This window comes from Bradyrhizobium centrosematis (assembly GCF_045571495.1).
Taxonomy (GTDB): Bacteria; Pseudomonadota; Alphaproteobacteria; order Rhizobiales; family Xanthobacteraceae; genus Bradyrhizobium; species Bradyrhizobium centrosematis.
Genome location: NZ_CP120703.1, coordinates 277306 through 302704 on the forward strand (window position 1 = coordinate 277306; position 25399 = coordinate 302704).

At 64.8% G+C, this 25399-nt stretch carries 24 protein-coding genes and 1 tRNA gene; 13 read left to right on the top strand and 12 right to left on the bottom strand.

Annotated features, from left to right (window positions below; all coding sequences use genetic code 11):
- Window positions 1-11: 11 nt before the first annotated feature.
- Window positions 12-1700 carry an MFS transporter gene (locus P6U31_RS01310; RefSeq protein WP_407186495.1) on the bottom strand — a complete coding sequence of 563 codons (1689 nt, stop codon included), beginning with the start codon at window positions 1698-1700 and terminating at the stop codon, window positions 12-14.
- A 149-nt stretch (window positions 1701-1849) separates the two neighbouring features.
- On the opposite strand from P6U31_RS01310, the gene P6U31_RS01315 reads away from it, so the two are divergent.
- The 7 genes from P6U31_RS01315 (at window position 1850) to P6U31_RS01345 (ending at window position 9694) form a co-directional block, all read left to right on the top strand.
- Window positions 1850-3217, top strand: coding sequence for a hydrolase (locus tag P6U31_RS01315; protein ID WP_407186496.1), 1368 nt, complete (start codon window positions 1850-1852; stop codon window positions 3215-3217).
- Between the two features lie 35 nt (window positions 3218-3252).
- Window positions 3253-4623, top strand: a complete 1371-nt coding sequence (locus tag P6U31_RS01320) for a cytochrome P450 (RefSeq protein WP_407186497.1) — start codon at window positions 3253-3255, stop codon at window positions 4621-4623.
- A 49-nt stretch (window positions 4624-4672) separates the two neighbouring features.
- Window positions 4673-6082, top strand: coding sequence for an adenylate/guanylate cyclase domain-containing protein (locus P6U31_RS01325; protein WP_407186498.1), 1410 nt, complete (start codon window positions 4673-4675; stop codon window positions 6080-6082).
- A 238-nt stretch (window positions 6083-6320) separates the two neighbouring features.
- Window positions 6321-6809 carry a TerB family tellurite resistance protein gene (locus P6U31_RS01330; RefSeq protein WP_407186499.1) on the top strand — a complete coding sequence of 163 codons (489 nt, stop codon included), beginning with the start codon at window positions 6321-6323 and terminating at the stop codon, window positions 6807-6809.
- 258 nt (window positions 6810-7067) lie between these two features.
- Window positions 7068-7847: an SDR family NAD(P)-dependent oxidoreductase gene (locus P6U31_RS01335; protein WP_407186500.1), complete on the top strand. Its 780-nt coding sequence runs from the start codon at window positions 7068-7070 to the stop codon at window positions 7845-7847.
- 129 nt (window positions 7848-7976) lie between these two features.
- Complete coding sequence (locus tag P6U31_RS01340; protein WP_407186501.1) at window positions 7977-8771, top strand: glutamine amidotransferase; 795 nt, start codon at window positions 7977-7979, stop codon at window positions 8769-8771.
- 110 nt (window positions 8772-8881) lie between these two features.
- Window positions 8882-9694 carry an enoyl-CoA hydratase gene (locus tag P6U31_RS01345; RefSeq protein ID WP_407186502.1) on the top strand — a complete coding sequence of 271 codons (813 nt, stop codon included), beginning with the start codon at window positions 8882-8884 and terminating at the stop codon, window positions 9692-9694.
- 239 nt (window positions 9695-9933) lie between these two features.
- On the opposite strand, the gene P6U31_RS01350 is transcribed toward P6U31_RS01345, so the two are convergent.
- Window positions 9934-10009, bottom strand: a tRNA-Ala gene (locus P6U31_RS01350).
- A 203-nt stretch (window positions 10010-10212) separates the two neighbouring features.
- Between P6U31_RS01350 and P6U31_RS01355 the strand changes: the two genes are divergently transcribed.
- The 3 genes from P6U31_RS01355 to folD are packed head-to-tail and all read left to right on the top strand — an operon-like array spanning window position 10213 to window position 11772.
- On the top strand, window positions 10213-10503 hold the full coding sequence (locus P6U31_RS01355; RefSeq protein ID WP_008539240.1) for a YggT family protein: 291 nt from the start codon (window positions 10213-10215) through the stop codon (window positions 10501-10503).
- A gap of 15 nt (window positions 10504-10518) precedes the next feature.
- Complete coding sequence (locus P6U31_RS01360) at window positions 10519-10878, top strand: DUF167 domain-containing protein (protein WP_407186503.1); 360 nt, start codon at window positions 10519-10521, stop codon at window positions 10876-10878.
- A gap of 9 nt (window positions 10879-10887) precedes the next feature.
- Complete coding sequence (gene folD / locus P6U31_RS01365; RefSeq protein ID WP_407186504.1) at window positions 10888-11772, top strand: bifunctional methylenetetrahydrofolate dehydrogenase/methenyltetrahydrofolate cyclohydrolase FolD; 885 nt, start codon at window positions 10888-10890, stop codon at window positions 11770-11772.
- An 89-nt stretch (window positions 11773-11861) separates the two neighbouring features.
- On the opposite strand, the gene ppa is transcribed toward folD, so the two are convergent.
- Window positions 11862-12398 carry an inorganic diphosphatase gene (ppa, locus tag P6U31_RS01370; RefSeq protein WP_407186505.1) on the bottom strand — a complete coding sequence of 179 codons (537 nt, stop codon included), beginning with the start codon at window positions 12396-12398 and terminating at the stop codon, window positions 11862-11864.
- 178 nt (window positions 12399-12576) lie between these two features.
- Window positions 12577-13086 carry a GNAT family N-acetyltransferase gene (locus P6U31_RS01375; RefSeq protein WP_024338772.1) on the bottom strand — a complete coding sequence of 170 codons (510 nt, stop codon included), beginning with the start codon at window positions 13084-13086 and terminating at the stop codon, window positions 12577-12579.
- A 267-nt stretch (window positions 13087-13353) separates the two neighbouring features.
- Here P6U31_RS01375 and P6U31_RS01380 point away from each other — a divergent pair, with 267 nt between their 5' ends.
- Both P6U31_RS01380 and P6U31_RS01385 read left to right on the top strand, forming a co-directional pair.
- Window positions 13354-14265, top strand: a complete 912-nt coding sequence (locus P6U31_RS01380; RefSeq protein ID WP_407186506.1) for a dienelactone hydrolase family protein — start codon at window positions 13354-13356, stop codon at window positions 14263-14265.
- Window positions 14265-14672 (top strand): thiol-disulfide oxidoreductase DCC family protein, encoded by a 408-nt coding sequence (locus P6U31_RS01385; RefSeq protein WP_407186507.1) that lies wholly within the window; start codon window positions 14265-14267, stop codon window positions 14670-14672. The genes P6U31_RS01380 and P6U31_RS01385 overlap by 1 nt, the downstream gene beginning before the upstream one ends.
- 98 nt (window positions 14673-14770) lie before the next feature.
- On the opposite strand, the gene P6U31_RS01390 is transcribed toward P6U31_RS01385, so the two are convergent.
- From P6U31_RS01390 to P6U31_RS01415, 6 genes are all read right to left on the bottom strand, one after another.
- A complete protein-coding gene (locus tag P6U31_RS01390) occupies window positions 14771-16018 on the bottom strand; it encodes a flavin monoamine oxidase family protein (protein ID WP_407186508.1) in 1248 nt (415 codons plus the stop codon).
- 176 nt (window positions 16019-16194) lie between these two features.
- Window positions 16195-18021, bottom strand: a complete 1827-nt coding sequence (typA, locus tag P6U31_RS01395) for a translational GTPase TypA (protein WP_407186509.1) — start codon at window positions 18019-18021, stop codon at window positions 16195-16197.
- Between the two features lie 239 nt (window positions 18022-18260).
- Window positions 18261-18548 (bottom strand): hypothetical protein, encoded by a 288-nt coding sequence (locus P6U31_RS01400; protein ID WP_407186510.1) that lies wholly within the window; start codon window positions 18546-18548, stop codon window positions 18261-18263.
- A complete protein-coding gene (locus tag P6U31_RS01405) occupies window positions 18545-19975 on the bottom strand; it encodes a radical SAM protein (RefSeq protein ID WP_407186511.1) in 1431 nt (476 codons plus the stop codon). Before P6U31_RS01405 ends, P6U31_RS01400 begins: the two co-directional genes overlap by 4 nt.
- The gene (locus P6U31_RS01410) at window positions 19956-20672 is read right to left on the bottom strand and encodes a prolipoprotein diacylglyceryl transferase family protein (protein WP_407186512.1); all 717 of its coding nucleotides are present in this window, start codon (window positions 20670-20672) and stop codon (window positions 19956-19958) included. Before P6U31_RS01410 ends, P6U31_RS01405 begins: the two co-directional genes overlap by 20 nt.
- Window positions 20673-20746: 74 nt before the next feature.
- Window positions 20747-21511, bottom strand: a complete 765-nt coding sequence (locus P6U31_RS01415) for a Crp/Fnr family transcriptional regulator (protein WP_407186513.1) — start codon at window positions 21509-21511, stop codon at window positions 20747-20749.
- 178 nt (window positions 21512-21689) lie between these two features.
- Between P6U31_RS01415 and P6U31_RS01420 the strand changes: the two genes are divergently transcribed.
- Window positions 21690-22073: a response regulator gene (locus P6U31_RS01420; RefSeq protein WP_407186514.1), complete on the top strand. Its 384-nt coding sequence runs from the start codon at window positions 21690-21692 to the stop codon at window positions 22071-22073.
- 40 nt (window positions 22074-22113) lie between these two features.
- Here the strand turns inward: P6U31_RS01420 and P6U31_RS01425 are convergent, their stop codons facing one another.
- Together P6U31_RS01425 and P6U31_RS01430 are read right to left on the bottom strand one after the other, a co-directional pair.
- Entirely contained in the window at window positions 22114-23655 is a 1542-nt protein-coding gene (locus P6U31_RS01425) for an alkaline phosphatase D family protein (protein ID WP_407186515.1), read from the bottom strand.
- Window positions 23656-23843: 188 nt separating this feature from the next.
- Window positions 23844-25289 (bottom strand): TAXI family TRAP transporter solute-binding subunit, encoded by a 1446-nt coding sequence (locus tag P6U31_RS01430; RefSeq protein WP_407186516.1) that lies wholly within the window; start codon window positions 25287-25289, stop codon window positions 23844-23846.
- Window positions 25290-25399 lie beyond the last annotated feature (110 nt).

The window sequence follows — 25399 nt, forward strand, 5'->3', positions numbered from 1 at the left end:
TCTCACAATAGCTACGTGCTGCTTCCCGCCGCCGTCGCCACAACCGGCAGCACCTCGGCGCTCGCACGATCCGGCGTGTCGTCCTTCCAGCGCACCGAGCCGAACGGGCGCTCCAGCATGCGGCGGATCCGCACCGGCTCGGGGCCGATGTGGAAATCGATCGCCTGCTGATGCAGCGCGCGTTCGGACTGGGTCGAGCGGTTGCGCTGGCGCAAGTAATCGAACCAGGTCGGGCAGTGATAGCGCTCGGTCCATAATTCGGGGTCGGCGATGTCGCGGGCGATCGACCAGCCATAGGCGCCGTTGCGCTGACGCGAGAGCTGCACGTCCTGCATCACATTGTGGAAGGCGCGCGCGTTGTCCTGGGACACCCGGTATTCGATCTCGACCACAAGCGGGCCGCTGCGCCCCGTCAGGGACAGCTTCACCTCGGGATCGGCCAGCACATCGGCATCCTCGTTGCGGGCACCGACGCGCGGCATCGTCAGCCAGAACCCGAGCAGCGGCGAGATCAGCATCAGGCCGGCCGCTGTCAGCAGCGCGATCTCGACGCCGGCAAAGTCGGTGAGATGGCCCCAGCCCCAGGCACCGATGGCGATGCCGCCGGAAATCGAGGCCTGGAACGCCGCGAGCGAGCGGCCCGCCACCCAGCGCGGCGCCGAGAGCTGCACGCCGATGTTGAACAGGGCGATCGCGGCCATCCAGACCGCGCCGGCCAGCACCAGCGCCGTTGCCGTCAGCACCGGCTCCGTGCTCAGCGCAAGCGCAGCCATCGCGAACGCCATCGAGATGGTGCAGGCGCGGATCGCGGCCTCGCCGCTCATGCGCTTGCGCAATTCGTGGATATTCAGTGCGCCGACCACGGCGCCCATGCCGAACGCGCCGAGCATGATGCCATAGGTCTGCGCGCCGCCATGCAGCAGGTCGCGCGCGACCAGCGGCATCAGCGCCATCACGGCGCCGCCGATCAGGCCCATCACCAGCGTGCGCAACAGCACGACCTTGATCGGCGGCGAATTGGTGATGTAGCGGAAGCCCGAGACCATGGCGCGGTTGAGCTTCTCCCGCGGCAGCCGCGAGGGCTCGACCGAGCGGCGCCAGAGCAGCAGCACCACCAGCAGCGGTATGTAGAGAATAGCGTTGCAGGCGAAGGCGGCTACTGCGCCGAGTGCGGCGACGATGACGCCCCCGACTGCAGGGCCGAAGCTGCGCGCGATGTTGTAGCTGATGCCGTTCAACGCGACGGCCGACGGCAGCGCATCGGGCGGCACCTGCTCGCTGACCGAGGACTGCCAGGCCGGGCCGAACAGCGCGTTGCCGCTGCCGACCACGAAGCAGAAGGCCAGCAGCAATTCGGGCGTGATCAGGTTGAAGCCGGCCAGCACGGTGAGCGCGCTCGCGCCGATCAGCGCGATCGACAGCGAGATCAGCGTGACGACGCGGCGGTCATACATGTCGGCGATGGCGCCGGCGGGCATCGAGATCAGCATGATCGGCAGCATCAAGGCGGTCTGCACCAGCGCCACCTTGTCCGCCGAGGCCGCCATTTGCGTCATTGCCCAGGCCGCGCCCACGCCCTGGATCAAGAGGCCGAGATTGGAGAGCAGGCTGGCGAGCCAGATGCGCCGGAATACGGTGTACCGCAGCGGCGCGGTGATGCCGTCGGCGGCCATTTTCTGACGGGTTGGCTGCTCGGTCATATCCCCTTCCATATGGGCTGGCAGAAGCGGTCTTCGAATGGTCTTTGGGCGATTCCGGCAAGTTCAGTGATGCCCGTGAAAGTCCTTCGCTGTCCAGTGCTTAGGCCGCTATAAGCGGTGCAAAGAGGCGGTTTGCCGGGGAGGAACAGATGAAGCTGTCGCGACGGACGATCCTGCAAGGGGCTGCGAGCGTGCCTTTCGCAATTGCGAGCTTGCGGACGGGCGCGCTGGCCCAGACCGCCGCCGTGCCGAACGCCGAGCTGCCGCCGATCCTGTTCGTGCACGGCAATGGGGATTACGACGCGCTCTGGATGACGACGCTGTGGCGGATGGAGTCCAACGGGGTCGCGCGCGACCGCATGATGGCGATCAATTTCACCGATCCGGTGGCACGCAGCGACGATAAGGTCGAGCAGGCGAACCGCTCCTCGACCGAGGATCAGCGCCGCGAGCTCACCGCTGCCATCGCCGAGCTGAAGCGCCGCACCGGAGCGGCCCGCGTGGCGCTGGTCGGCAGCTCGCGTGGCGGCTATGCGATCCGCAATGTCATCAAGAACGGCGACGCGGGCGATGTCAGCCACGCCGTCTTGTGCGGCACGCCCAATCACGGCGTGTTTGCGACCGACGACCAGCCGAACAACGAATTCAACGGCCGCGGTACGTTCCTGCGCAGGCTGAACGAAGGCGAGAGCGAGGTGACGCCGGGAGTGGCCTTTCTCACACTGCGCAGCGACGGCATGGACAAATACGCCCAGGCCGACGGCCGCTTCATCGGCAAGCCCGGCACGCCGACCGGCGTCACCAATGAAGGGCCGGAGCTGAAGGGCGCCACCAACCTCGTGCTCGGTGCGCTCGACCACCGCGAGGTGGCGTTCCACCCCAGGGCGTTCCGCGAGATCTACAAGTTCATCGCCGGACGCGAGCCCGCACGCATCGCGATCGTGCCGGAGACGAGCGTCAGGTTGAGCGGCCTTGTCACGGGTACGCCGGGCGGCGTGTCGACCAACCGTCCGGTGGCGGGTGCAACTGTCGATATTTTCCGTGTCGATCCTGACACCGGAGAGCGCAAGGGCGGCGCGGTGTACAGCGCGAACACCGGCGCCGACGGCCGCTGGGGCCCCGCACAGGTCGATCCGTCCTGGTCGCTCGAATTCGTGCTAACGTCGCCGGGCGCGCCGATCACGCACATCTACCGCTCGCCGTTCCCGCGCTCGTCCGACGTCGTGCATCTGCGCGCCGCGCGTCCGCTCGGGCCGGCCGACAAGGACGCCGCCGCGGTCGTGATCATGTCGCGGCCGCGCGGCTATTTCGGCCTGCCGCGGAACGTGGTGTTGCTGGACGGCAAGGAGCCGGCCGACGTCAAGCCGGGCGTGCCGACGGATTCGGTCGCAACATTGCGGCTTGCGGCCGGCGAAGCTGGACGTAACATCGTGGCTCAATTCGGCGAAGAACGAATTGTGGCGCGCACGTGGCCCGCCCTGGAGAACAGGATTGCGATTGCCGAGCTGACTTACTAGCTATTTACCTGCGTCACATCTCTCGGGAGAGAGCCATGAACATCGCCAGCGTGCGTCGGCCCATCGTCCCTCCGGCTCCCCCGCGTGCGCCCGATGACATGTCGTTCTTCGGCCGGCTTGCCGTGATCCGGCAGAACATGATCGCGACCTGGGGGCAGCGCGCCTACGAGGAAGACGTCATCAAGGGCCGCTTCTTTCTCCGCAACAGTTTCATCCTGAACCAGCCCGACGCCATCCGGCACGTCCTGCTCACCAATTACGAGAACTATTCGCGCACGCCGGCGGGCATCCGCGTGCTGCGTCCCGTGCTGGGCGACGGTCTTCTGATCGCGGAAGGTCACTCCTGGACGTTTCAGCGCCGCACGCTTGCGCCGGCCTTCACGCCGCGCGCCACCGCGAACCTCGTCCCGCACATGACGGCGGTGCTCGACGAGACCATCGCGAAGCTTGACGCCCGCGCAGGCGAAGACGTCGATCTGCGCGAGATCATGCAGCACATGACGCTGGAGATCGCCGGGCGCACGATGTTCTCGTTCGGCATGGAGCGCCATGGCGCGACCTTGCGCAATTTCATCATGGAATATGCTGCCCGGCTGGGCCGGCCCTATTTCCTCGACATGCTGCTGCCGGTGTCATGGCCGAGCCCGATGGATTTTGCCCGCGCGCGTTTCCGCAAGCGCTGGATCGCATTCGTCGCGATGCTGATCGCCGAGCGGCGCAAGGCCGGCAAGAAGGACGGCGCGCCGCCGCGTGATCTGTTCGACCTCATGGACGCGGCGCGCGACCCTGAGACCGGCAAAGGCTTTTCCGACGAGCAGCTCGTCGACGAGGTCGCGACCATGATCCTCGCCGGTCACGAGACCACGGCGACGGCGCTGTTCTGGGCGCTCTATCTGCTCGCGCTCGACCCGGAGACGCAGGAGGAGGTCGCCTCCGAGACGCGCGGCGAGCATCTCGACAGCATCGCCGACATCGACCGGCAGAAGTTCACTCGCGCGGTGATCGATGAGACGATGCGGCTCTATCCACCGGCGTTCCTGGTCGCGCGTGCCGCGCGCGAGAAGGACAATGCGGCCGGCATCGAGATCGACAAGGGCGACATCATCATGATCGCGCCCTGGCTGCTGCACCGGCACGAGAAGCTGTGGGACCAGCCGAACGCGTTCGTTCCAAAGCGCTTCATGTCGAAGGAAGCACCCGACCGCTTCGCCTATCTACCGTTCGGCGCGGGTCCACGCGTCTGCATCGGCGCGCCGTTCGCCCAGGCTGAATCCGTGCTGGCGCTGGCGCGGCTGATCGGCGCGTTCCGTGTCGAGCTCGCCGATCAGGCGAGCCCCGTGGTCCCGCTCGGCGTGGTCACGACCCAGCCGGACCACTCGCCCATGTTCCGCATCACGCGTCGGTGACAGGCCCTGGTTCGGCCGGCGGCGTGATCCATTTAGATAGAGTCCCGCCATGAGCGACATCCAGGCCCAGTTTTCCGTTCTGAAGCAGACCGCCGACCCCGTCGTCGTCGAGGCCATCGCGCAGCTGATCGCCAACGGGCATGATCGCGAGCTCAACCGGATCAATGCGCTCGACTTTGCCGATCGTACCGGGCTCGACCAGGAGAAGGTCATTTCCGGATTCCTGCACGCCTCGCGGCTCGGCCTGTTCGACATGAGCTGGAACGTGCTGTGTCCCGGCTGCGGCGGCGTGCTGGGTGCGCACGCTACGTTGAAGTCGTTGAAGCACGAAGACTATAATTGCGCGCTCTGCGCAGCCGGATACGAGGCGTCTGTCGACGAGATGGTCGAAGTGGCCTTCACCGTCAGTCCGCGGGTCCGCCGGATCGGTGCTCATGATCCCGACACGCTGCCGATCTGGGAATATGTGCGGCAGATGTTCTGGAGCTCAGGCGTCGACATCAACGAGGAATCCTTTTCCCGCCTGATCAACGAAGTCACGCTCGAAGCACTCGAATTGCCTGCCGGCGAAAAGGCGATCCTGTCGCTGAACTTGCCCAGCCAGTTCATCATCGTCTTCGAGCCAGTCACCCATTCGGCCCATTTCCTCGACGTTCAGGGCGAGCCGACGAGCGAGCGTCAGCAGCTTTCGATCATGTTCAACAATCTGGAGGCCCCGACGGGGACCACCGTGATGCGCCCCGGACCGCTGCGTCTCACGCTCGAGAACCAGTCGGGCAATCGCGTGCTGCCTTCGGTCTGGATTGCCGCCGACGCGTTGCATGAGATGATCGGCAAGCGCAAGCCGATCCTGACCGCCAAGCGGATGCTGTCCAATCAGACGTTCCGCGACGTCTTCAAGGCTGACAATCTCAACGTCGACCAGCGGCTGAAGATCACGTCGCTGACGTTCCTGTTCACCGATCTGAAGGGCTCGACGGCGCTGTATGAGCGCGTCGGCGATCTCAACGCCTTCGATCTCGTGCGGGCGCATTTCCGTGCGCTGCTGGAGATCATCGCCGCCGAGAAGGGCGCGGTGGTGAAGACGATCGGCGATGCCGTCATGGCGACCTTCGTCAGGCCCGAGCACGCTATCAACGCGGGACTGCGCATGCGTGCCGCCATGGACGAATTGAACGAGCAGCGCGGCGCCAAAGACCTCGTTCTCAAGATCGGCATCCATGAAGGTCCGTGCCTCGCGGTGATGCTGAACGAGCGGCAGGATTATTTCGGCCAGACGGTCAATATCGCCGCCCGCGTGCAAAGCTTGTCGACCGCGCAGGAGATCCACATCACCGGCCCGGTGCTCGACGCGCCCGCGGTTGCCGAGGTGCTGGAGCGGCGCGCGATCAAGCCGATCCAGAAGCAGGCCGCGCTGCGCGGCATCGCCGACAAGATGGTGGTGTACGAGATCCCGTAAGCTCAAAACGGTCATTCCGGGTCGCGTGCAGCGCGAACTATGGTGCGCAATTGCGCACCTGGGAATCTCGAGATTCCGGGTTCGATGCTGGCGCATCGCCCCGGAATGACAGCAACCATATTGCCGAAACGTAATGCGCGCGCGGAACTGACGCACGTTGCGCCGGTTGAGCTTTCCGCTCATATAATACCGGTAACAGCCACGCACCTTGCGACGTTATCGATCACGGTAGGACCTTATGCTCGACGGCCTGCGCCAATTCATCGCCGACATTGTTTCTCCCCAAGCCGGGGATCGCGTATTCGGCGACAGCGATTATCGGCTGGCGGCGACTGCGCTGCTGGTCCATGTGGTGTCGCTGGACGGCCAGCCGAGCGCGGCCGAGCAGCGCAAGCTGCACAGCCTGATCGAAAGCCATTTCGGGCTCGATCGCGGCACCGCGGACCGCTTGATCGTGGATGCCACCCAGGTCGAAGGCGAGGCGGTGGACCTCTATCACTTCACCAGTGTCATCATGCGCTCGCTCGACGAAGAAGGCCGCAAGCGCATCGTGCAGATGATGTGGGAGCTGGTCTATGCCGACGGCCAGGTCAGCGAGTTCGAGGACAACGTGGTCTGGCGCGCCTCCGACCTGCTCGGCATATCCCAGCGCGACCGAATCGACCTCAAGCACGCCGTCGCGGAGCGCGCTGGCGGCCAGTTGAAGGACAGCGCGGTCGGTGGTTGACCTCGCCCGAGCTGGGCTCGCGGCCGGTTGTGCGGATCACATGACGAAACTTTAATGTAGTCGCCCCCTTCGCCCCGCGGCCGGATTTCGCCGGTAAATCCGCGGTTTTCTCGCTCTCCCTGATTTCCGCTCACGCGGCCATGCTGCCAGCGCAGCTTGCCTGTCGCGCATGGCTTATGCTCTCGTCCCGGCATTGCGAGGCCAAAATTCTTCACTTCAAGAGACTTGGACCAAGAGACTTGGCAAGAGACCTGGATCGTGACTGAGCGGGTAACTTTGATCACCGGTGCCTCGGCGGGCATAGGCACGGAGCTGGCGCGTGTGTTCGCCGCGAATGGACACCGCCTGGCATTGACGGCGCGGCGCGCGGACCGGCTCGAGGCGCTGGCCGCCGAGCTCGCCGCCAGGGGCGGCAAGAAGCCCATCATCATCGTTTGCGATCTCCAGCAGCCGGATGCCGGCGACACGATCGCGGCGGCACTCGCCGCCGAAGGCGTCGAGCTCGACAATCTCGTCAACAATGCCGGCTACGGCGTGTTCGGCGACGCCGTCGAGTGCGATCGCGCCGATCAGGTCGGCATTATCGACGTCAACGTGCGGGCATTGACGGATCTGTCGCTGCGCTTTGCCGACCAGCTGATCAGGAACAAGGGCGGCCTGCTCAATGTCGGATCGGTTGCGGGCTATCTGCCCGGTCCTGGCATGGCCGTCTATTACGCCTCCAAGGCCTATGTGATTTCCCTCACCGAGGCGCTGCGGGCGGAGCTCGCGCCGCGCGGCGTTCGTGTCACCGTGCTTTGCCCGGGTCCGGTGCCGACCGAATTTCAGGCGCGTGCCGGCGTCGGGTCCGGACACGATACGGCTCTGCTCAATGTCTCCGCCCCCGTTGTCGCACAAGAGGCCTATCGAGGCCTGATGGCCAATAAACGGGCAGTCCTGCCCGGTCTCGGCATCAAGATCGTGCCGTTCGCGCTGAGGTTCTTTCCGCGCGGCTTCATCCTGTCGGCCACCAGCCGGTTCCAGCGGCAACGGCACTGAAGTCAACGCACGGTGCCCGTAGTGGCCCGGAGCTTGCTTCAGTTCGGGGGCGTGTGTGCGCAAACTCACACGATGTTAACCTTCGCTTAGCTATGCTGACAGCCTGAACCGATAGCACTCGCAGAGGCCATGTCGTTCCGGACGGACAGGTTTGGTGGCGCAGAAGTGGTGCCCTTCCCAAGAAGGACGCCGGGTGCGACCGCCTCCGCAACGAAGCTGCCGGTTCTCATCATCCTGCACCAGGAATGCTCGACACCCGGCCGCGTCGGCAACGCACTCCGCGCGCTCGGCCATCCCTTGGACATTCGTCGTCCCCGCTTCGGCGATCCCCTGCCCGAGACGCTCGATCAGCATGCCGGCGCCGTGGTCTTCGGCGGCCCGATGAGCGCGAATGATCCCGACGATTACATCCGGCGCGAGATCGACTGGATCGAAATTCCGCTGCGCGAGCAGCGACCGTTCCTCGGCATCTGCCTGGGAGCCCAGATGCTCGCGATGCAGCTCGGGGCGCGCGTCGCCCCGCATGCGCAAGGGCTGACCCAGATCGGCTATTATCCGATCAGGCCGACCGCCGCGGGCCACGCGCTCTGCCCGCATTGGCCGGCGCAGGTCTATCACTGGCACCGCGAGGGATTCGAGCTGCCTGTCGGCGCCGAGCTGCTGGCAGAAGGCGATGATTTTCCGGTGCAGGCATTCCGCACCGGCAATGCCTTCGGCGTGCAGTTCCACCCCGACGTGACCTACGCGATGATGCATCGCTGGACCACGCGCGGCTATGACGGCTTCAGCGCGCCGGGGGCGCGGCAACGGCACCACCATTTCGCCGATCGTGCCGTCTACGATGCCGCGGAGCGTGCCTGGCTCGACCATTTCATCGACGGCTGGCTGGCGCGCCGGCCCGTGCTGGCGCAAGCCGCCGAGTGATCGCGCCTTCGCAGGTTCTTGGCGCAAGTCTCTCCCTCTGCTCTGGATATGTTAGGCTTGTTGCCAACGAGCGCGCGCGAACGCGTGCCGGCAGACAAAGGGAGAGCGCCATGGCCTACGAGCACATTCTTTATGAGGTGAGCGACAAGATCGCGACCATCACGCTCAATCGCCCTGATCGCATGAATGCATGGACGCCGACCATGGAGCGCGACGTGCGTCGCGCGATGGAGGCCTCGAGCGCCGACGACAATGTCCGCGTCATCATCCTCACCGGCGCGGGCCGCGCGTTTTGCGCCGGCGCCGACATGGACGCGTTGAAGGGGCTCGATCCTGATGACGTCAGGCGCGCCTCGAATCTGCCACCCTTCGACATGAACCGCCGCCCGGACTGGCAGACGCGCTACGGTTATTATCCTTCGATCAAGAAGCCGGTCATCGCCATGCTCAATGGCGCCACCGCCGGCATCGGCCTCGTGCACGCGCTCTATTGTGATCTGCGCTTTGCCGCCGATAACACCGTGTTCACCACGGCTTTTGCGCGCCGCGGCCTGATTGCCGAGCACGGCATCAGCTGGATGCTGCCGCGCATCGTCGGTCATGCCAACGCAGTGGATCTGTTGCTTTCGGCAAGGCGTGTGTCGAGCGAGGAAGCGCTGCGGATCGGTCTGGTCAACCGGCTCTGCTCGCCCGAGAAGCTGCGCGAGGAGACCTATGCCTATGCGCGCGATCTCGCCGATTTCGTCTCGCCGAGCGCGATGGCCGTGATCAAGCGCCAGCTCTACGAGGTGCCGTTCCAGACGCTGGCCGAGGCGACGATCGAGGCCAATCGCGAGATGATGGTGGCGCTGGCCGGCAGCGATTTCCGGGAAGGCGTGGCAAGCTTTATGGAGAAGCGGCCGCCGCGGTTTACGGGAAGGTAGGGGAGGCTGAACGCAGGGAAAAGTCCGCCGTTGCCCTTCGGGCTATGGCGGGACAGCCTTCGCTCACTTCGCTACGAGAGAGCAGGGGCTGGCTTGCCCAGCCGTAGCTCGCGAAAACCTGTGATCGCGGAAAAAGTCCACCGTCGCCCCTCGGGCTATGGCGGGACAGCCTTCGCTCACTTCGCTACGAGAGAGTAGGGCTGGCTTGCCCAGCCGTAGCTCGCGAAGCGAGCGAAGGCTGGTGGAGCCAGGCGGGATCGAACCGCCGACCTCGTCATTGCGAACGACGCGCTCTCCCAGCTGAGCTATGGCCCCTTTGCTGGCCGCTCTGGTCAACGCGGCCGACAACCGGGCGCCATTTAAGTCCCCGCCAAGGTCAAGTCAAGGACAGGTGTAACCCGGTTTTAGCTATCCCAGGCACCGACTTCCCTTGTTTGGGCCTGACGGAACCGATATCTAGCAAAAGGCGTCAATCCCGACCGGAGCCAGAGTCTTCAAAAGCCAGAGTCTTCAAAATCATGCGTGCCGTTCTCGACATCGTCATCATCGTGCTCGACCTCTACGTCTGGCTGCTGATCGCCTCCGCGATCCTGTCCTGGCTGATCGCCTTCAACGTCGTGAACACCCGCAACCAGTTCGTCTCGGCGGTGGCGGAGTTCCTGTACCGGATCACCGAGCCTCTGCTGGCGCCGATTCGCAATTTCCTGCCCAGTCTCGGCGGCCTCGACATCTCGCCGATCATCCTGATCCTGCTCATCATGTTCATCGAGCGGGTGATCCTGTACTACATCTACCCGAACGTGATCTGAGCGGGCTGGAGCGCCTTGGTCGCGAACGAGGCCTTCAGGGAACCCTGGCGCTACTCGGCCTCGGGAATCAGCATCGCGCTGCGGGTGACGCCGCGCGGCGGCCGCGACGATATCGACGGGATCGAGCAATTGGCCGACGGCCGCAGCGTGCTCAAGGTGCGGGTGCGTGCCATTGCCGATGGCGGCGAGGCCAACAAGGCCGTTCTGGTCCTGCTGGCCAAATCACTTGGCGTGTCCAAGGCGAGCGTAAAGCTGCTATCCGGTGCCACCTCGCGGCTGAAGCAGGTCGCGGTCGATGGCGATCCGGCGCGGCTCGGCGAAACCCTGCGCCAGCTCGTCCAAGCCAAGCCGGCAGACGCCAAATCGACAGACTGAGGAGCTGACATGACCGCCAAGATCATCGATGGAAAAGTCATTGCCGCCGAGCTCCGTTCGCGCGTGGCCGACGAAGTCGCCCGGGTCAAGCGCGAGCACAATCTGGTGCCCGGCCTTGCGGTGGTCCTGGTCGGCAACGACCCCGCCAGCGAGGTCTATGTCCGTTCCAAGCACACCCAGACGCAAGCCGCAGGCATGGCCTCGTTCGAGCACAAGCTGCCGGCCGACGTCTCGCAGGCAGACCTGCTGGCGCTGGTCGCAAAGCTCAACCGCGATCCTGCCGTGCACGGCATTCTGGTGCAGCTGCCGCTGCCGAAGGGGCTGAACACGGAAGCGGTCATCAACGCCATCGACCCCGCCAAGGACGTCGACGGCTTGCATCCGAACAATGCCGGCCGGCTCGCCGGCGGCTTCGAGGCGCTGTCGCCCTGCACGCCGCTCGGCTGCATCATCCTGACCAAGAGCGTGCACGCCTCGCTGGAGGGCATGAACGCGATCGTCATCGGCCGCTCCAATCTGGTCGGCCGCCCGCTGGTGCAATTGCTGCTGAACGAGAACGCTACGGTGACGATCGCGCATTCGCGCTCGCGCGACCTGCCCGGGCTCGTGAAGAAGGCCGATCTCGTCTATGCCGCCGTCGGCAAGCCGGAGATGGTGCGCGGCGATTGGCTGAAGCCGGGTGCGACCGTGATCGACGTCGGCATCAATCGCATCCCCAGGGACGACGGCAAGACGCGCCTCGTCGGCGACGTCGCCTATCAGGAAGCGCTTGGGGTGGCCGGCGCCATCACGCCGGTGCCCGGCGGCGTCGGACAAATGACGGTGGCCTGCCTGCTGGTGAACACGCTCCGCGCCGCCTGCGCGATCGCTGGGCTGCCGAAGCCGGCGGTGTAGCTGGTCGTCATTCCGGGGCGATGCCGCAGCATCGAACCCGGAATCTCGAGGTTCCGGGTTCGCCTCTTCGAGGCGCCCCGGAACGACGACTACGCCTTTTTCTTCTTCTCGCGCTCGATGCCTTCGAGGATCAGCTTGTGCGCTTCCTCCGGGCCGCCCCAGCGCAGGATCTTCACCCATTTGCCCTTCTCGAGATCCTTGTAGTGCTCGAAGAAGTGCTGGATCTGCTGCAGCGTGATGTCGGGCAGGTCGGAGTAGGATTTCACCTTGTCATAGCGCTGCGTGAGCTTCGACGACGGCACCGCCAGGATCTTTTCGTCGCCGCCGGCCTCGTCCTCCATGAACAGCACGCCGACCGGGCGCACGCTCATGACGGCGCCGGGAATGATGGCGCGGGTGTTGATGATCAGCACGTCGCAGGGGTCGCCATCATCCGACAGAGTGTGCGGAATGAAGCCGTAATTACCGGGGTAACGCATCGGCGTGTAGAGAAAGCGGTCGACCACCAGCGTGCCGGCCTCCTTGTCCATCTCGTATTTGATCGGTTCGCCGCCCACCGGGACTTCGATAATGACGTTGACGTCGTGGGGGACGTTCTTCCCGATCGAGACCGCATCGATACGCATTCAAGGCTCCGTTGTTGCCGAGGTAAAATCGCGCCCGGCAGCGATTTTGGCGCTGTCATACGCGGGCTTGGCCCGCTGATCCATCGCGTTTTTGTGAAATAATGAATCCCGAAGTCACCGGCGCAAAGGCAAACGGTATCGACGGAATGGAAAACGCTGCCGTTCAGCTTTCAGCAGCTCAATTGGTCCAGGCGAAGGCAACCTTGTCGAGCGCCTTCGGCCCGAACCGCTCCGACGAGCGCGCCACCATGCGGCCGCCCAGTGCCCGGTAGAACTCGGTTGCCGGGTCGTTGTCCGACAGCGCCCACACCACCATGCTCTTCAACCCGCTCTGCATCAGGTCGCGGCGGGCGGCGGCGAACAGGCGACGGCCGAAGCCGAGGCCCTGGAATTCCGGCCGCAGATAGAGCTCGTAGATCTCGCCGTCGAAATGCAGGCTGCGGGCGCGGTTGCGGCCGTAATTGGCGTAACCGGCGATCTTGTCGCCGAACACCAGCACGCTGACGCGGCTGCCCTTGCGGATCGCGCTGTCCCACCATTGTGGACCGCGGCGGTTGATGAGCTTTTCCAGCTCGGCGCCGGGAATGATGCCCTGATAGGCCGAGCGCCAGGCTTCGTCATGAGTGGACGCCACCGCAGTTGCGTCTGCAGCTTTGGCCGGCCGGACCTCGATCAGGGTTGTGCTCATGGAGGCAATCAAACCAAGTCGCCGCGCCGGCGGCAAGAGCTATCGTTAATTATCGGTTAACGTGTGGACTTTCTGCATCAGTTTCTTGATCTTGTTGTACCGAAAAAAGACAGGACGCCAACTCCGAGGGCACCGGCGTGCCGTGTGTCGGTGCAAAACTCCTTTGGCCGCAACGAACGGACGGAAATGGCACCGCAAAAAGTGCGCCCATGGTGATTCGTTCCTATTAGTGTGGCTGTCGCTGTTCGTGTTCGCCCTCGGCCATTCATGCGGCTCTTCACCACCATCGCGCTCCTGCCTTTGCTGGCCTTGCTGACCGCGCCGCCTCTGTGCGCTCAGGTCACGTTTGGCCCGTCGGGCGAGGAGGGCGAGCCGCTTCGCCGGCAGCAGTGGCGTGTGCCGTCGTTTGATGCCGACATTGCCGCGCACGCCCTGCTGTTTCGTCCCGCCGGTGCAGGTCCGTTCCGGCTCGCGGTCGTCGCGCACGCCTCGACACAGAATGGATTACGTCGTGCGCAAATGCCGCAGCCGGAATACCGGGCACTCGCCGCTTATCTGGTCGCGCGCGGTTTTGCCGTGCTGGTGCCGGAGCGGCTTGGCCATGGCGCGACCGGCGGCCGCTATGTCGAGGACCAGGGCGGCTGCGACGAGGCCGACTATGCGCGTTCGGGCCGTGTCACGGCCGAAGAGATCCGGCTCGCGTTGGAGCATTTGCGAAAGCAGGACTTCATTCGCAAGGACGCCGCCGTCGTGATCGGTCATTCCGCCGGCGCGTGGGGGGCGCTGGCGCTCGCCGATGCCGATCCGAAAGCGATCTCCGCGATCGCAGTGTTTGCGCCGGGGCGCGGCGGCCATGCCAATGATGAGCCGAACCGGATCTGCGCGCCACATACGCTGCTTGCCGCTGCGGCGGAATTCGGCAAGGCCGCGCGCATCCCGGTCACCTCGCTCGTTGCGGCGAACGACAGCTATTTCGCGCCGGCATTTTCGCAGAGACTCGTCGATGCGTTTCGCAGCAGTGGGGGCAAGGCCGACTTCCGCACCCTGCCTGCCGTCGGCAGCGAGGGCCATTGGATGATCGAAACCGAAGCCGGCGTCAAAGCCGCAAGGGGCGAGCTCGCGCGTGTGCTGAACCAGCGCGGGCCAATGGCCAGCAAGAAGTCATGGGATCATCGCTGATGTCAAAATGGCCCGACGATGATGTGATCCTGTTCGACGGCGTCTGCATCTTCTGCTCGCGCTGGGTCCGGTTCGTTGCCAAGCGCGACAGGGCGAAGCGGTTTCGATTCACGCCGATCCAGTCGGATTACGGCGCGAAGCTCGCGCGCACGTTCGGCATCGATCCCGATGATCCCGATACCAACGCGGTGGTCCACGGCGGCGAGGTCTTCGTGAGGTCCGACGCTGCGCTGACGGTGCTGTCGCAGCTTCCCGGCTGGGGCTGGATGCGGGTGCTTTTCGCGGTGCCGAAGCCGCTGCGCGATTTCGTCTACAGCCTTGTCGCGCGCAACCGTTATCGCATCTTCGGCAAGTATGACGCGTGCTTCGTGCCCGATGCGGATTTGCGTGCGCGGGTGATCGAGTAGTTCCGTCACTGCGAGGAGCGTAGCGACGAAGCAATCCGGACTGCCACTGCGGAAAGATTCTGGATTGCTTCCTGCGCTCGCAATGACGGAGTGTGTGGCTACGGCTTGCCCAGAGCCACCAGCACTTCCCCTGCCGCCCTCTCGCCGCTGTCCCTTGCGCCATGCGCGGTCGTGAAGAACTCCGGCGACGTCGCCTCTCCCGCAAAGAATAACCGCCCATCCACCGGCGCAGCCAGCACGGCACGGTCGCCGGCATGCCCCGGCAGCGCGTGCGAATAGGATCCTCGCGCAAAGGGATCGCGCGCCCAGCGCGATTCGGACAGCGGCTTCAGCTTGCGCCTGATGTCGTTGCCGAGGAAGCCCGCGATCTCGCTGACAGCTTGCGCGGCGATGGCGCCTTCGCCGGAATCTTCCAGCGCGCGGGCAAAGCTGCCGCCGAAAAAACCTTCGATGCAGGGCTGTCCGAACGGGCGGATGTGGTAGGTGCCCATCTCCGTGCGCATGGTGGCGCCGCGCAGATTGGCTTCCCTGGGAAACGCTTCGGCGTCGTCGAGCGCCAGCGTCACCTTGTCGTCGACGCCGAGCGGCAGGCCGGCTGCTGCGCCGACCTTGGCGGGCAGCTGCGGCGAAAAGCGGATCGTCTCGTCGGCGATCAGATTGGTCGGCACGGTGACGATCACTCTGTCCGCGGTCAGCGTGCCCTGCGATGTTGCGATGCGGATGCGTTTGTCCGAATGATCGATCAGCGTGACGTTGCAATTCAGCGCCACCGGACAGGCCGCGCCATAGGCTGCGACCAGCGCGCCATAGCCGCGGCGAACGCGCCAGTTGAAGTTGGTGTCCTCATAGGCGTCCCAGTCGAGCGTCGACATGTCCTTCAGCTCGCAGCCGTTGATGTAGGTCGAGATCGCGTCGATCATGGGATTCCAGCGATTGCCCGCCTCGAGGCTCCGGCTCGCGGGCTCGTCCTGGCCCTTTTGTGCGGCCTCCCACAGCCGCTCGTAGAACGCGTCCATGGCGCGCATGAAATCGTCGCGCTCGGCTTGCGGAAATGCGTTGCCATAGGCGCGCTCGCGCCAGGGCGGCAGGTCCTTGTTGAGCTCGAAGCCGAGCTGCTGCGCGATTGCGACAAAGGAGTTCTTGTCCGCCGAATGCAGCCAGCCGCAGCCGACGTCGAACGTCACCTCGGGCGAGGCCTGCACCGTCCAGGCCCGGCCGCCAAGCCTGCCCCGCGCCTCCAGCACGATCACGACGAGGCCGCGACCCGCCAGCGCGTGCGCCGCGCCGAGGCCGGCGGCACCGGCGCCGATGATCGCAACGTCGACAGAGGAGGGCAGGGAGGTCATGGGCGGGCTCTAGCACGTTCGTGAAGAGTGCTGAAGCCGCTGCACGCACAGCTGTCATCGCCCGGCTTGACCGGGCGATCCAGTATTCCAAAGACGATCGTTGTAGAGCCGAGAAGCCGGGGTGTACTGGATGCCCCCGGCCAAGCGGGGCATGACAGTGAGTGTGTGCCGCGGCCTTACGCCACCGCTTCCTTCGCCTTTTCCGCGCGCTTGCGCTCGTTCGGGTCGAGGTGCTTCTTGCGCAGACGGATCGACTTCGGAGTGACCTCGACGAGCTCGTCGTCCTCAATATAGGCGAGCGCCTTTTCCAGGGTCATGCGGATCGGCGGGGTCAGGCGCACGGCTTCGTCCTTCGACGTCGTGCGGATGTTGGTGAGCTGCTTGCCCTTGAGCACGTTGATCTCGAGGTCGTTGTCGCGGGTGTGCTCGCCGACGATCATGCCGCGATAGACCTTCCAGCCCGGCTCGATCATCATCGGGCCGCGGTCTTCCAGCTTGAACATGGCGTAGGCCACCGCCTCGCCCTGGTCATTGGAGATCAGGACGCCGTTGCGGCGGCCCTGGATCTCGCCCTTGTACGGCGCATAGCCGTGGAACAGGCGGTTCATGATCGCGGTGCCGCGGGTGTCGGTGAGCAGTTCGCCTTGGTAGCCGATCAGGCCGCGGGTCGGCGCGTAGAACACCAGGCGCTGGCGGTTGCCGCCCGAGGGCTTCATCTCGATCAGCTCGGATTTGCGCTCGCTCATCTTCTGCACGACGACGCCGGAATGCTCCTCGTCGACGTCGATGACGACTTCCTCGATCGGCTCCAGAGTGGCGCCGGTCGCTTCGTCCTTCTGGAAGACGACGCGCGGACGCGACACCGAGAGCTCAAAACCCTCGCGGCGCATGGTCTCGATCAGGATCGCAAGCTGCAATTCGCCGCGGCCGGACACTTCCATCGCGTCCTTGTCGGCGGATTCGACCACGCGCAGCGCGACGTTGCCCTCGGCCTCGCGCAACAGACGATCGCGGATCATGCGGCTCGTCACCTTGTCGCCCTCGGTGCCGGCGAGCGGGGAGTTGTTGACGATGAACGACATCGACACGGTCGGCGGGTCGATCGGCTGGGCAGGCAGCGGCACCTCGACGCTTGGATCGCAGAAGGTATCGGCGACGGTGCCCTTGGTGAGGCCCGCGATGGCGACGATGTCGCCGGCTTCGGCCTCGTCGAGCGGCGTGCGCTCGAGGCCGCGGAAGGCCAGGATCTTGGTGATGCGCCCGGACTCGACCAGCTTGCCGTCCGCGTTCAGCACCTTGACCTGCTGGTTCGGCTTCAGCGTGCCGGAGGAGATGCGGCCGGTGATGATGCGGCCGAGATAGGGGTTGGCCTCGAGGATCGTGCCGATCATGCGGAACGGACCTTCCTCGACCTTCGGCGGGGCGACGTGGCGCAGGATCAGGTCGAACAGCGGCTCCATGCCCTTGTCCTGCGGACCTTCGGGACTATCCGCCATCCAGCCCTGCTTGGCCGACCCGTAGAGGATCGGGAAGTCGAGCTGCTCCTCGCTGGCGTCGAGCGCCGCGAACAGGTCGAACACCTCGTTGATGACTTCGGTCGGGCGCGCGTCGGGGCGGTCGACCTTGTTGATGACGACGATCGGCTTGAGGCCGACCTTGAGCGCCTTGGAGACCACGAATTTGGTCTGCGGCAGCGGGCCTTCGGCGGCGTCGACCAGCACCAGGGCGCCGTCCACCATGTTCAGGATGCGCTCGACCTCACCACCGAAATCGGCGTGGCCGGGGGTATCGACGATGTTGATGCGGGTGTCCTTCCACTGCACCGAGGCGGCCTTGGCCAGGATGGTGATGCCGCGCTCGCGCTCCAGATCGTTGGAGTCCATGGCGCGATCGGTCACCTTCTGGTTCTCGCGGAACGTGCCGGACTGCTGCAGGAGTTTGTCGACCAGGGTCGTCTTGCCGTGGTCGACGTGGGCGATGATGGCGACGTTACGAAGATTCATGAGTGAGCTTCTTTGCGGTCGAACAATGGGTTAAGCGCGATCTCGCCGGTCGGACCGGGACCTCTTCTCGAAACAACGCTGGAAGACTGGAAACGGGGCGCTTTCCGCCCAAAAAGGAAGCCCGGCCATATTAGACCGGGCGCCCTACGCGTTGCGGCGCAATATATGCAAAAACGGTCAAAAAACAATGTGTTCTTTGCCCATTGGTTGACTGAATTTTGTCCGGGAATCTCCGGAGCTTAGGGCTCCGTCCCGGGATGGGCGGGGGCCTTTCGCCCCTTGATGGCCGCCCAGATCATGGCGACCCCGCCGATCCCCACGACCAGCCCCAGAAAGACCAGCGGTGCGATGTCGGAGGCGATCTTGCCATCCTCGGACAACGATATTCCACCGAACAGGAGCGCGCAGAGGCCCGGCAGCAGCATGAAGATGCCGGCGATCGCCATCAGCGCGGTCAAGCAGCCGCTGCGCTTTTCCGTCGGAGGCGGCGGCGGTCCCGGGGGCGGTGGTGGGTCGCTGATGCTCATGCCTGCATGACTCCCTCGGCCGCCTGCACAGCCAGCGTGGCGCGGATGCCGTCGATCTTGCCGTTGCGGTAGAACAGATTGTAAGTGTCGAACGGAATGATCGCCCCTTGCTCCGTGACGAAATGGATGCAGCTGCGCTTGACGTTGCCGACGCAGAAATTGAAGCGATCGAGAAACTGCACGATGGTGATGCGAAAGACGTTCTCGTAAGAGAGCCCTTCCGGCACCTGAAAGCTCGGTAGGCAGCACAGCAGCTCGCAGACGCGCTCGCTGGTGTTGAGCGGCCCCGACGACAGCGAGAACAGGTCGACAAATTTTTCGCGCAGCGCCGGATATTTCTCCGGGCTGATGGTGTTAGGCATCACCGCGACCAATTGCTCCTGCGGGATCAGCGAGGTCAGCGGCAGCACCTTCTCGCCATTGCGCAGGCCGTAGCCGATCGAGATGCTTTCGGGATTGCAAGGCAGCGGGATCATGTCCTTGTCGCCGAACACGCCGGTCTCGATCACGCGCTTGCGGATCTCCGACAGCATGATGCGGTCGGTCTTCTCGTCGAAATCGTCGTTACGACCGGCGTCCTGCACCGGCTGCAGCGTGACGCCGCGCACGCACCTCCAGGTGAGAGCATGGCGGACGATGTCGCCGATCTCGGCATCATTGACGCCGCGCTTGATGGTTGCGACCAGCGTCGTCGACACGCCGTAATGCTCGAGATTTTCCAGCGCCTGCTGGCGGATCTTCCGCAAATCCGCGCCGCGCAGATTGATCAGCGCGTCGCGCTGCAGCGAATCGAACTGGAGGTAGACCTCCAGCCCGCGCCGGTTCTCGGCCAGCCGTGCGACGAAATCTTTCTCGCGGGCGATGCGCAGGCCGTTGGTGTTGATCATGACGTGGCGGATCGGACGGGCGCGCACGGCGTTCAGGATCTCGAAGAAATCCGGATGCAGCGTCGGCTCTCCGCCGGAGATCTGAACCAGATCGGGCTCGCCCTCGCTTGCGACCAGCGCGTCCAGCATTCTCTCGATCTTAGGGAGCGGAGTGAATTTCGTTCGTGCAGGCGAGGATTCGGCGAAGCATACCGGGCAGGTGAGATTGCAATGCTCGGTGATCTCGATCAGCGCCAGGCAGGAATGCTGCTCGTGGTCGGCGCACAGGCCGCAATCATAGGGGCAGCCGAATTCCGTGCGCTGCTGGAATTGCAGCGGCCGGTCGCCGGGCTTGATGAAATCCTTGCACAGACGCCAATAGGCTGCATCGGTCGAGACCAGCGTCGACTGGACGCCGTGCTCCCGGCATCGTTTTTCGTACCAGACTTCGTTGCGGTGAATCTGGATCTTGGCCGGCACCAGCTTCAGGCAGGTCTCGCAAAGAGACTGGGTCTGGCCCCAGAAAATATAGGGACGCGACTTACGCAACGGCGCGTTCATGCATGGGTCTCGCTTTGGGCGCGGTGGCCAGCATGACGCCGGCGTAGAGCAGGATGGACAGCGACAGCAGGTGAAACAGGGTGAAGGGACCGATCAGCGTGCCGTAGGGCTTGAGGAATTCCCACAGGAAGCGTTGCGCTCCATAGTAGACGAGGGCCAGGTAGAAACCATTGGTGATCACAAAGGCGTTCTGGTTCACGACCGCCAGCACATAGATGAGGGCGAATACAGCCATTGCCGCGCTTTCATACAGCTGCACGGGATGGCGCAGAATGCCGTCGCCGAAATCATGGGCCCAGGGAAGCGCCGTCGGCGTGCCGTAGGTGAAATCGTCGAGGCCCGCGAAGTAGCAGCCGAGCCGGCCGATCGCGATGCCGAGCGCGAGCGGCAGCGCAAAACGAGCGCCGGTTCGTGCGGTGATTCCTGCGGACCATTTGTAGAGCTCGATCGCCGCGATGCCACCGGCCAGCGCGCCCTCGACCGAGCGCGCGATGCCGCTCTGGCCCGACAGCCACAGATTGGCGGAGCCGAACAGATAGGCGCCGAGACCCGCCCCGAACACCAGCGTAGCGATGTAGGGCATTTCGAAGGATTGCGCCGGAAACTGCAGCCGCTGTCGCGACAGCCACCAGACGGCGGCGGCCGCCGCCAGCCACGCCAGGATGTCGAAGATGGTGTGAAGCAAAGCCCCGCTCATGCGGGGATCTTAGCCAGGTTCCGATCGTGAGGGATAGTGTGCCCGCCCCTTCTCCTCGCCGGCGAGGAGGATCGCTACCCCGCCTCCCGCTCCTCGGTCGGATAGACGCCGCGCAGCACCTCTTCGAAATGCAGCTTCACGGCGTCGTTGCACAGGCAAGCGCGCAGCTTCAGGCCATCGCGGTTGCGGACCAGGATCGAGCCGCGCCTTGTATCGAGCACGCCTTCGGCCCTGAACGATTGCAGCACGCGGCTCGCATAGCTGCGCCCGACCCCGAGCAGCGTCGCAAGCTGCTCATGCGTCAGCGGCACGCTGCTTTCGTCGCCGGTCCGCTCCATCGCCGCCAGGATCCATTTGGCGGTCCGTTGCTCGATCGAATGGATCGCATTGCAGGCAGTCGACTGGAAGATCTGCGCCAGCATGCAATCGGCGTAGCGGGCAAAGATGTTGCGGAGCGAGGCCGAGCGCTGCTTGGCCGCCTCCAGCTTGGCAACGTGAATACGCGCGAACGGCCCGCCGAATTTCACGCAGATCCGGGTGTAGGCCGGCAGGAACCCCTCGCTGACGATGCCGCCCACCGCGCCTTCGCGGCCGACCAGGATGGTTTCGACGTCGCGGCCGTCCTCGTTGGGGACGAGAAAGGTCGCGAGCGCCGGCCCGCAGGGGAAGTGGACGACCTGCACGTCATCGCCGGGATTGTAGAGCAAATGGTTGGCCGCGGCGTTTTCGGTGCTGACGTGGGGTGCAAGCAGGGCGTAGTCAGCCTGGCTCAAACGCCGCAACAAATTGTTGGCCGGCCGGGTCTCCACCTCGATCGTCTTGCCGGTGCGCGCATCCATCGTGAACTCCCATCCTCCTCTCACCCTAACGAGTTCCGTCCAGCATTTGTGTGCACAAGTGGACAGACTGGAGAACGGCAATGTGGTGGGTTTCGTTCCGGGAACCCCCCGATGCGCTGCGCGCAGGCATCGTGTCGCGGCAGTCCTGATCCGAAAACCCCCCACCCCAGATGTGATCATGGCACCCCTCGTTCCCAATGCCGCAGGCTGGCCGGCCGACGTTCTGATCGTCGAAGACGACCCGATCATCGCGATCGATTTCGAGGACCGTCTGCTCGGGTTTGGCGTGGCGGGGGTGCGGACCGTCGGATCGGTGGCCCAGGCGCTGCAGGCCATTGCGAAGCGCGCGCCCGACTTCGCGCTGCTCGATGTCGAGCTGATCCGCGAGACCAGCTTTGCGATCGCCGAGCGGCTGCTCGCGCTGAAGATCCCGTTCGTCTTCGTCACCGGCTATGGCGCCGAGGCGCGCATTCCGGCCGAATTGGCAGGCCAGCCACGGCTGCAGAAGCCGTGCTCGAGCGAGGCGCTGGAGGCGGTGCTAAAGCTGCGCGGCGCTAGCTAAACCGTGGCGCATCGATCCCCAATTTATCCTGCTTGAGCCATCAGGACGGTTTCGGATCGAGCGTGGTCGACCACAGCGCGACGTCGGCGCGGTCGCGCAGGGTCACCGTCATCTGGCCCGAGGCGCCGTCGATCTTGACGTGACCGAAGAACTGCATGCCGGCGGAGGGCGGCAGGTTCTGGCTGTCCTTGCCCGGCGCCTTGACGAAGCGCACCTCGGGTCCAAAGGTGTTGTCGAGCGCGTTCGGGCCGAACGTGCCGGCATGCAGCGGGCCCGACACGAATTCCCAGAACGGCTCGAACTCCTGGAATTGCGCCTTGTTCGGATCGTAATAATGCGCGGCGGCATAGTGCACGTCGGCGGTCAGCCACACCGTGTTGCTGATCGGCGCCATCTTGATGAAGCGCAGGATATCGGCGATTTCGAACTCGCGGCCGCGCACCGGGCCGTCGCCTTGCGCAAATGCTTCCGAGCCGCCTTTCGGCGTGTCGGATACGACGAGACTGAGCGGCATGTCGGAAGCGATCACTTTCCAGGTCGCGCGCGAATTCAGCAGGCCACGCTTGAGCCAGGCGATCTGGTCCGGACCTAGGAAATAGCTGGCGGGGCCGTACGCGGTTTCGAGATTGGGGCCGTTCGGGCCGCGATAGCTGCGCTCGTCGAGCATGAACACGTCGAGATGCGGGCCGTAGGAGATCTGGCGATAGACGCGGCCGGGCTCGTTGATGCTCTCGCGCAGCGGATACATCTCGTGGAAGGCGCGTGCGCCACGTGCGGCGAGCAGCGCGATGTCGCGCTCTTTGTAGGCGGCCGGCAATTCCTTCGACAGCGACCAGTTGTTGGTGACCTCGTGGTCGTCCCACTGCACGAAGATCGGCACTTCGGCATTGAAGGCGCGGAGATTGTCGTCGGTGAGATTGTATTTATGCGCGGCGCGAAACTCGTCCAGCGTCTCCGCGACCTTGGCCTTCTCGGGAATGGTGACGTTCTTCCAGATCCTGCCGTCTGCGAGCTTCACCTCGGATGCAATCGGGCCGTCGGCATAGATGGTGTCCCCGGAATGCAGGAAGAAGTCCGGCCGGTGCTTGCGCATCGTGGAGAAGGTGAACATGCCGCCGTCATCCGGATTGATGCCCCAGCCCTGACCCGCGACGTCTCCGCCCCAGACGAAGCTGACGTCGCGGCGATCGGCCGGCGCCGTGCGAAAGCGGCCGACGACCGGCTCGCCCTCGACCGCACTGTGCGAGAGATCGCGGAAGCGGACGCGGTAGAAGATGTCCTGGCCGCCCGGCAGGTCCTCCAGCAGCATCTTTGCGGTGAAATCGCTCTCGGGGAGGGCTGCGATCGGCGGAAGCGCGCGGGCATTCTTGAACGTATCGGTCGTCGCCACCTCGACCAGCATCTGCGCGGGCCGGTCGGTGCGCGCCCAGACCACGCCGCCGCTGGCGGTGACGTCGCCCGACTGGACGCCATGCGTGACCGCCGGCCGATCGGCCGCGCGCGACAGATAGGGCATCGCAATCGTGCCGAGCGCGCCGGCGCCGGTGGCGAGGAAGCGGCGGCGGGACAATCTGATGTTCATGTTTGGCTCGCTGTGTTGCGCGGCATCTCGCGCCGTCACTCCGGGATGGTTCGAAGGACCAGACCTCAGGTGCGCAATTGCGCACCGGGGAATCTCGAGATTCCGGATTCACGCTTCGCGTGCTCCGGAATGACGGTAGAAGCTATATGGAGACAATGTGACGCAGCAATAACGGGCGCACGCGATGCTCAGGCGTTGCCTGCGGCCCTGAACTGTGCGCCGGCCCGCTGCAGGTTCTGCGGCAGGCTGAACAGCACCGCCTTGCGGTCGGCGACGGCGGCGTGGAACTGGTCCAGCGCGATGTTGAAGGCGGTGAGCGAGCCCTCTTCGATCGCGCCATGATCGAAGCAGCGCAGCGTATCGCGCAGAATCTCGTCGGCCTCGGCCTGCATCTGGTCGAGCTCTTCGGTCGTCTCGCACTTGCGCGCTGTCGCGATCATGTCCAGCAGCCGCTCGCGCAGATGGCTGTTGGTGTCGCGCTCGTCCTTCTTCAGATAGCCCGCGAACCAGGCGCCGATCGAGCCCATGGCGGAGAGCGCCATCAGGCCCCACCAGATGTAATCGCTGTATTTGTCGAGGAAGGTCTTTTCCTCGCCGTCGACGAAGGCGGCCGCGCCGGGATGCACCGGGATCACCGCATCCTTGTCCGTGTCGGGCGTTTCGATCTTCGCCGCGAGCGGGAATTCCGTCACCAATTGCTGGCGCACGGCGAACAGCTGGCGCGTGAACGCCGCGATGGTGGTTTCGGACACGCCTTTGCGCGCCACGATGTGGTGGGCGAAGCTGATGGTCTTGACCTCGTCCTCCGGGCGGGCGGGCGAGCCGCCATAGGTGCCGGCCGGAATCTCGGATGCTTCATAAACCGGATGGTTCTGCGCGATCGCATCCGCCGAATCGATCGCGAGGAAGTTGGGCGCGCCGAAATCCTTGATGGAGGCGGCGATCGCATCCGCCGTGATCTTGCTGTTGACCGGGCCGGCCGCGAGATAGACGTCGGCCTTCTGCGCCTTGATGGCCTCGGCGGCTTCGTTGGCCGGGAATTGCACGATCTCGACCTTGGCGGGATCGACGCCGTATTGCTGCAGGATCACCTTGAGCAGATTGACGTTGGCCTGGGTGCGGCCGACCACGCCGACGCGATGGCCGGCGAGCTGCGAGATCTTGGTGATCTTCGAACCCCGCTTCTTGCCCTTGCCTTGGACGGACCACAGCACCACGACGTTCTTGCGCAGGGTCGCGACCGCTTGCGCGTTCTTGGGCACGTCGACGTCGCCCCGCACGATCGCGAGATCGACCTTTCCCTCGGCGAGCGCCTCCGCGCTGGCGGTGGCCCCATCGGTCTGGATCGGCCGCAACCGCACCTGGCCCTTGCTCTGCGCGAAGGCCTGCGTCAGCGCCTGCACGACCTTCACGTCATCGCTGTTGGCGGGACCGACCGCGATCTTCAGCATCACCGGCCGCATCGCGAAGTAATAGCCGCCGGCGAGCGCGCCGACGATTGCCAGCACCAAGGCGAGAGACACCAGCGCCGTCTTCCGCGCCGCGGATCGCGGCGAAGGCGGAGGGGGCGCTTCGGCCAGGTCCAATCCCCCGGTCATCGTTCTCCCAAACAGGCGCTTCAGGCTCAGTTTCATCTTGGCCGGCGATTTACGCCTGCAATTGTAGCAAATTTCTTGTCGGGCGGGGTTACATCTCCGTCATGGTTAGCGGATGGCGGGAATCCCGCATGAACCCGGGCCCTGTG

Bases quoted from the DNA above. Each gene is read 5' to 3' on its own strand.
- P6U31_RS01310 (WP_407186495.1), bottom strand. From the start codon at position 1,700: ATGACCGAGCAGCCAACCCGTCAGAAAATGGCCGCCGACGGCATCACC.
- P6U31_RS01315 (WP_407186496.1), top strand. From the start codon at position 1,850: ATGAAGCTGTCGCGACGGACGATCCTGCAAGGGGCTGCGAGCGTGCCT.
- P6U31_RS01320 (WP_407186497.1), top strand. From the start codon at position 3,253: ATGAACATCGCCAGCGTGCGTCGGCCCATCGTCCCTCCGGCTCCCCCG.
- P6U31_RS01325 (WP_407186498.1), top strand. From the start codon at position 4,673: ATGAGCGACATCCAGGCCCAGTTTTCCGTTCTGAAGCAGACCGCCGAC.
- P6U31_RS01330 (WP_407186499.1), top strand. From the start codon at position 6,321: ATGCTCGACGGCCTGCGCCAATTCATCGCCGACATTGTTTCTCCCCAA.
- P6U31_RS01340 (WP_407186501.1), top strand. From the start codon at position 7,977: ATGTCGTTCCGGACGGACAGGTTTGGTGGCGCAGAAGTGGTGCCCTTC.
- P6U31_RS01345 (WP_407186502.1), top strand. From the start codon at position 8,882: ATGGCCTACGAGCACATTCTTTATGAGGTGAGCGACAAGATCGCGACC.
- P6U31_RS01355 (WP_008539240.1), top strand. From the start codon at position 10,213: ATGCGTGCCGTTCTCGACATCGTCATCATCGTGCTCGACCTCTACGTC.
- folD (WP_407186504.1), top strand. From the start codon at position 10,888: ATGACCGCCAAGATCATCGATGGAAAAGTCATTGCCGCCGAGCTCCGT.
- ppa (WP_407186505.1), bottom strand. From the start codon at position 12,398: ATGCGTATCGATGCGGTCTCGATCGGGAAGAACGTCCCCCACGACGTC.
- P6U31_RS01375 (WP_024338772.1), bottom strand. From the start codon at position 13,086: ATGAGCACAACCCTGATCGAGGTCCGGCCGGCCAAAGCTGCAGACGCA.
- P6U31_RS01380 (WP_407186506.1), top strand. From the start codon at position 13,354: ATGCGGCTCTTCACCACCATCGCGCTCCTGCCTTTGCTGGCCTTGCTG.
- P6U31_RS01385 (WP_407186507.1), top strand. From the start codon at position 14,265: ATGTCAAAATGGCCCGACGATGATGTGATCCTGTTCGACGGCGTCTGC.
- P6U31_RS01390 (WP_407186508.1), bottom strand. From the start codon at position 16,018: ATGACCTCCCTGCCCTCCTCTGTCGACGTTGCGATCATCGGCGCCGGT.
- typA (WP_407186509.1), bottom strand. From the start codon at position 18,021: ATGAATCTTCGTAACGTCGCCATCATCGCCCACGTCGACCACGGCAAG.
- P6U31_RS01400 (WP_407186510.1), bottom strand. From the start codon at position 18,548: ATGAGCATCAGCGACCCACCACCGCCCCCGGGACCGCCGCCGCCTCCG.
- P6U31_RS01405 (WP_407186511.1), bottom strand. From the start codon at position 19,975: ATGAACGCGCCGTTGCGTAAGTCGCGTCCCTATATTTTCTGGGGCCAG.
- P6U31_RS01410 (WP_407186512.1), bottom strand. From the start codon at position 20,672: ATGAGCGGGGCTTTGCTTCACACCATCTTCGACATCCTGGCGTGGCTG.
- P6U31_RS01415 (WP_407186513.1), bottom strand. From the start codon at position 21,511: ATGGATGCGCGCACCGGCAAGACGATCGAGGTGGAGACCCGGCCGGCC.
- P6U31_RS01420 (WP_407186514.1), top strand. From the start codon at position 21,690: ATGGCACCCCTCGTTCCCAATGCCGCAGGCTGGCCGGCCGACGTTCTG.
- P6U31_RS01425 (WP_407186515.1), bottom strand. From the start codon at position 23,655: ATGAACATCAGATTGTCCCGCCGCCGCTTCCTCGCCACCGGCGCCGGC.
- P6U31_RS01430 (WP_407186516.1), bottom strand. From the start codon at position 25,289: ATGAAACTGAGCCTGAAGCGCCTGTTTGGGAGAACGATGACCGGGGGA.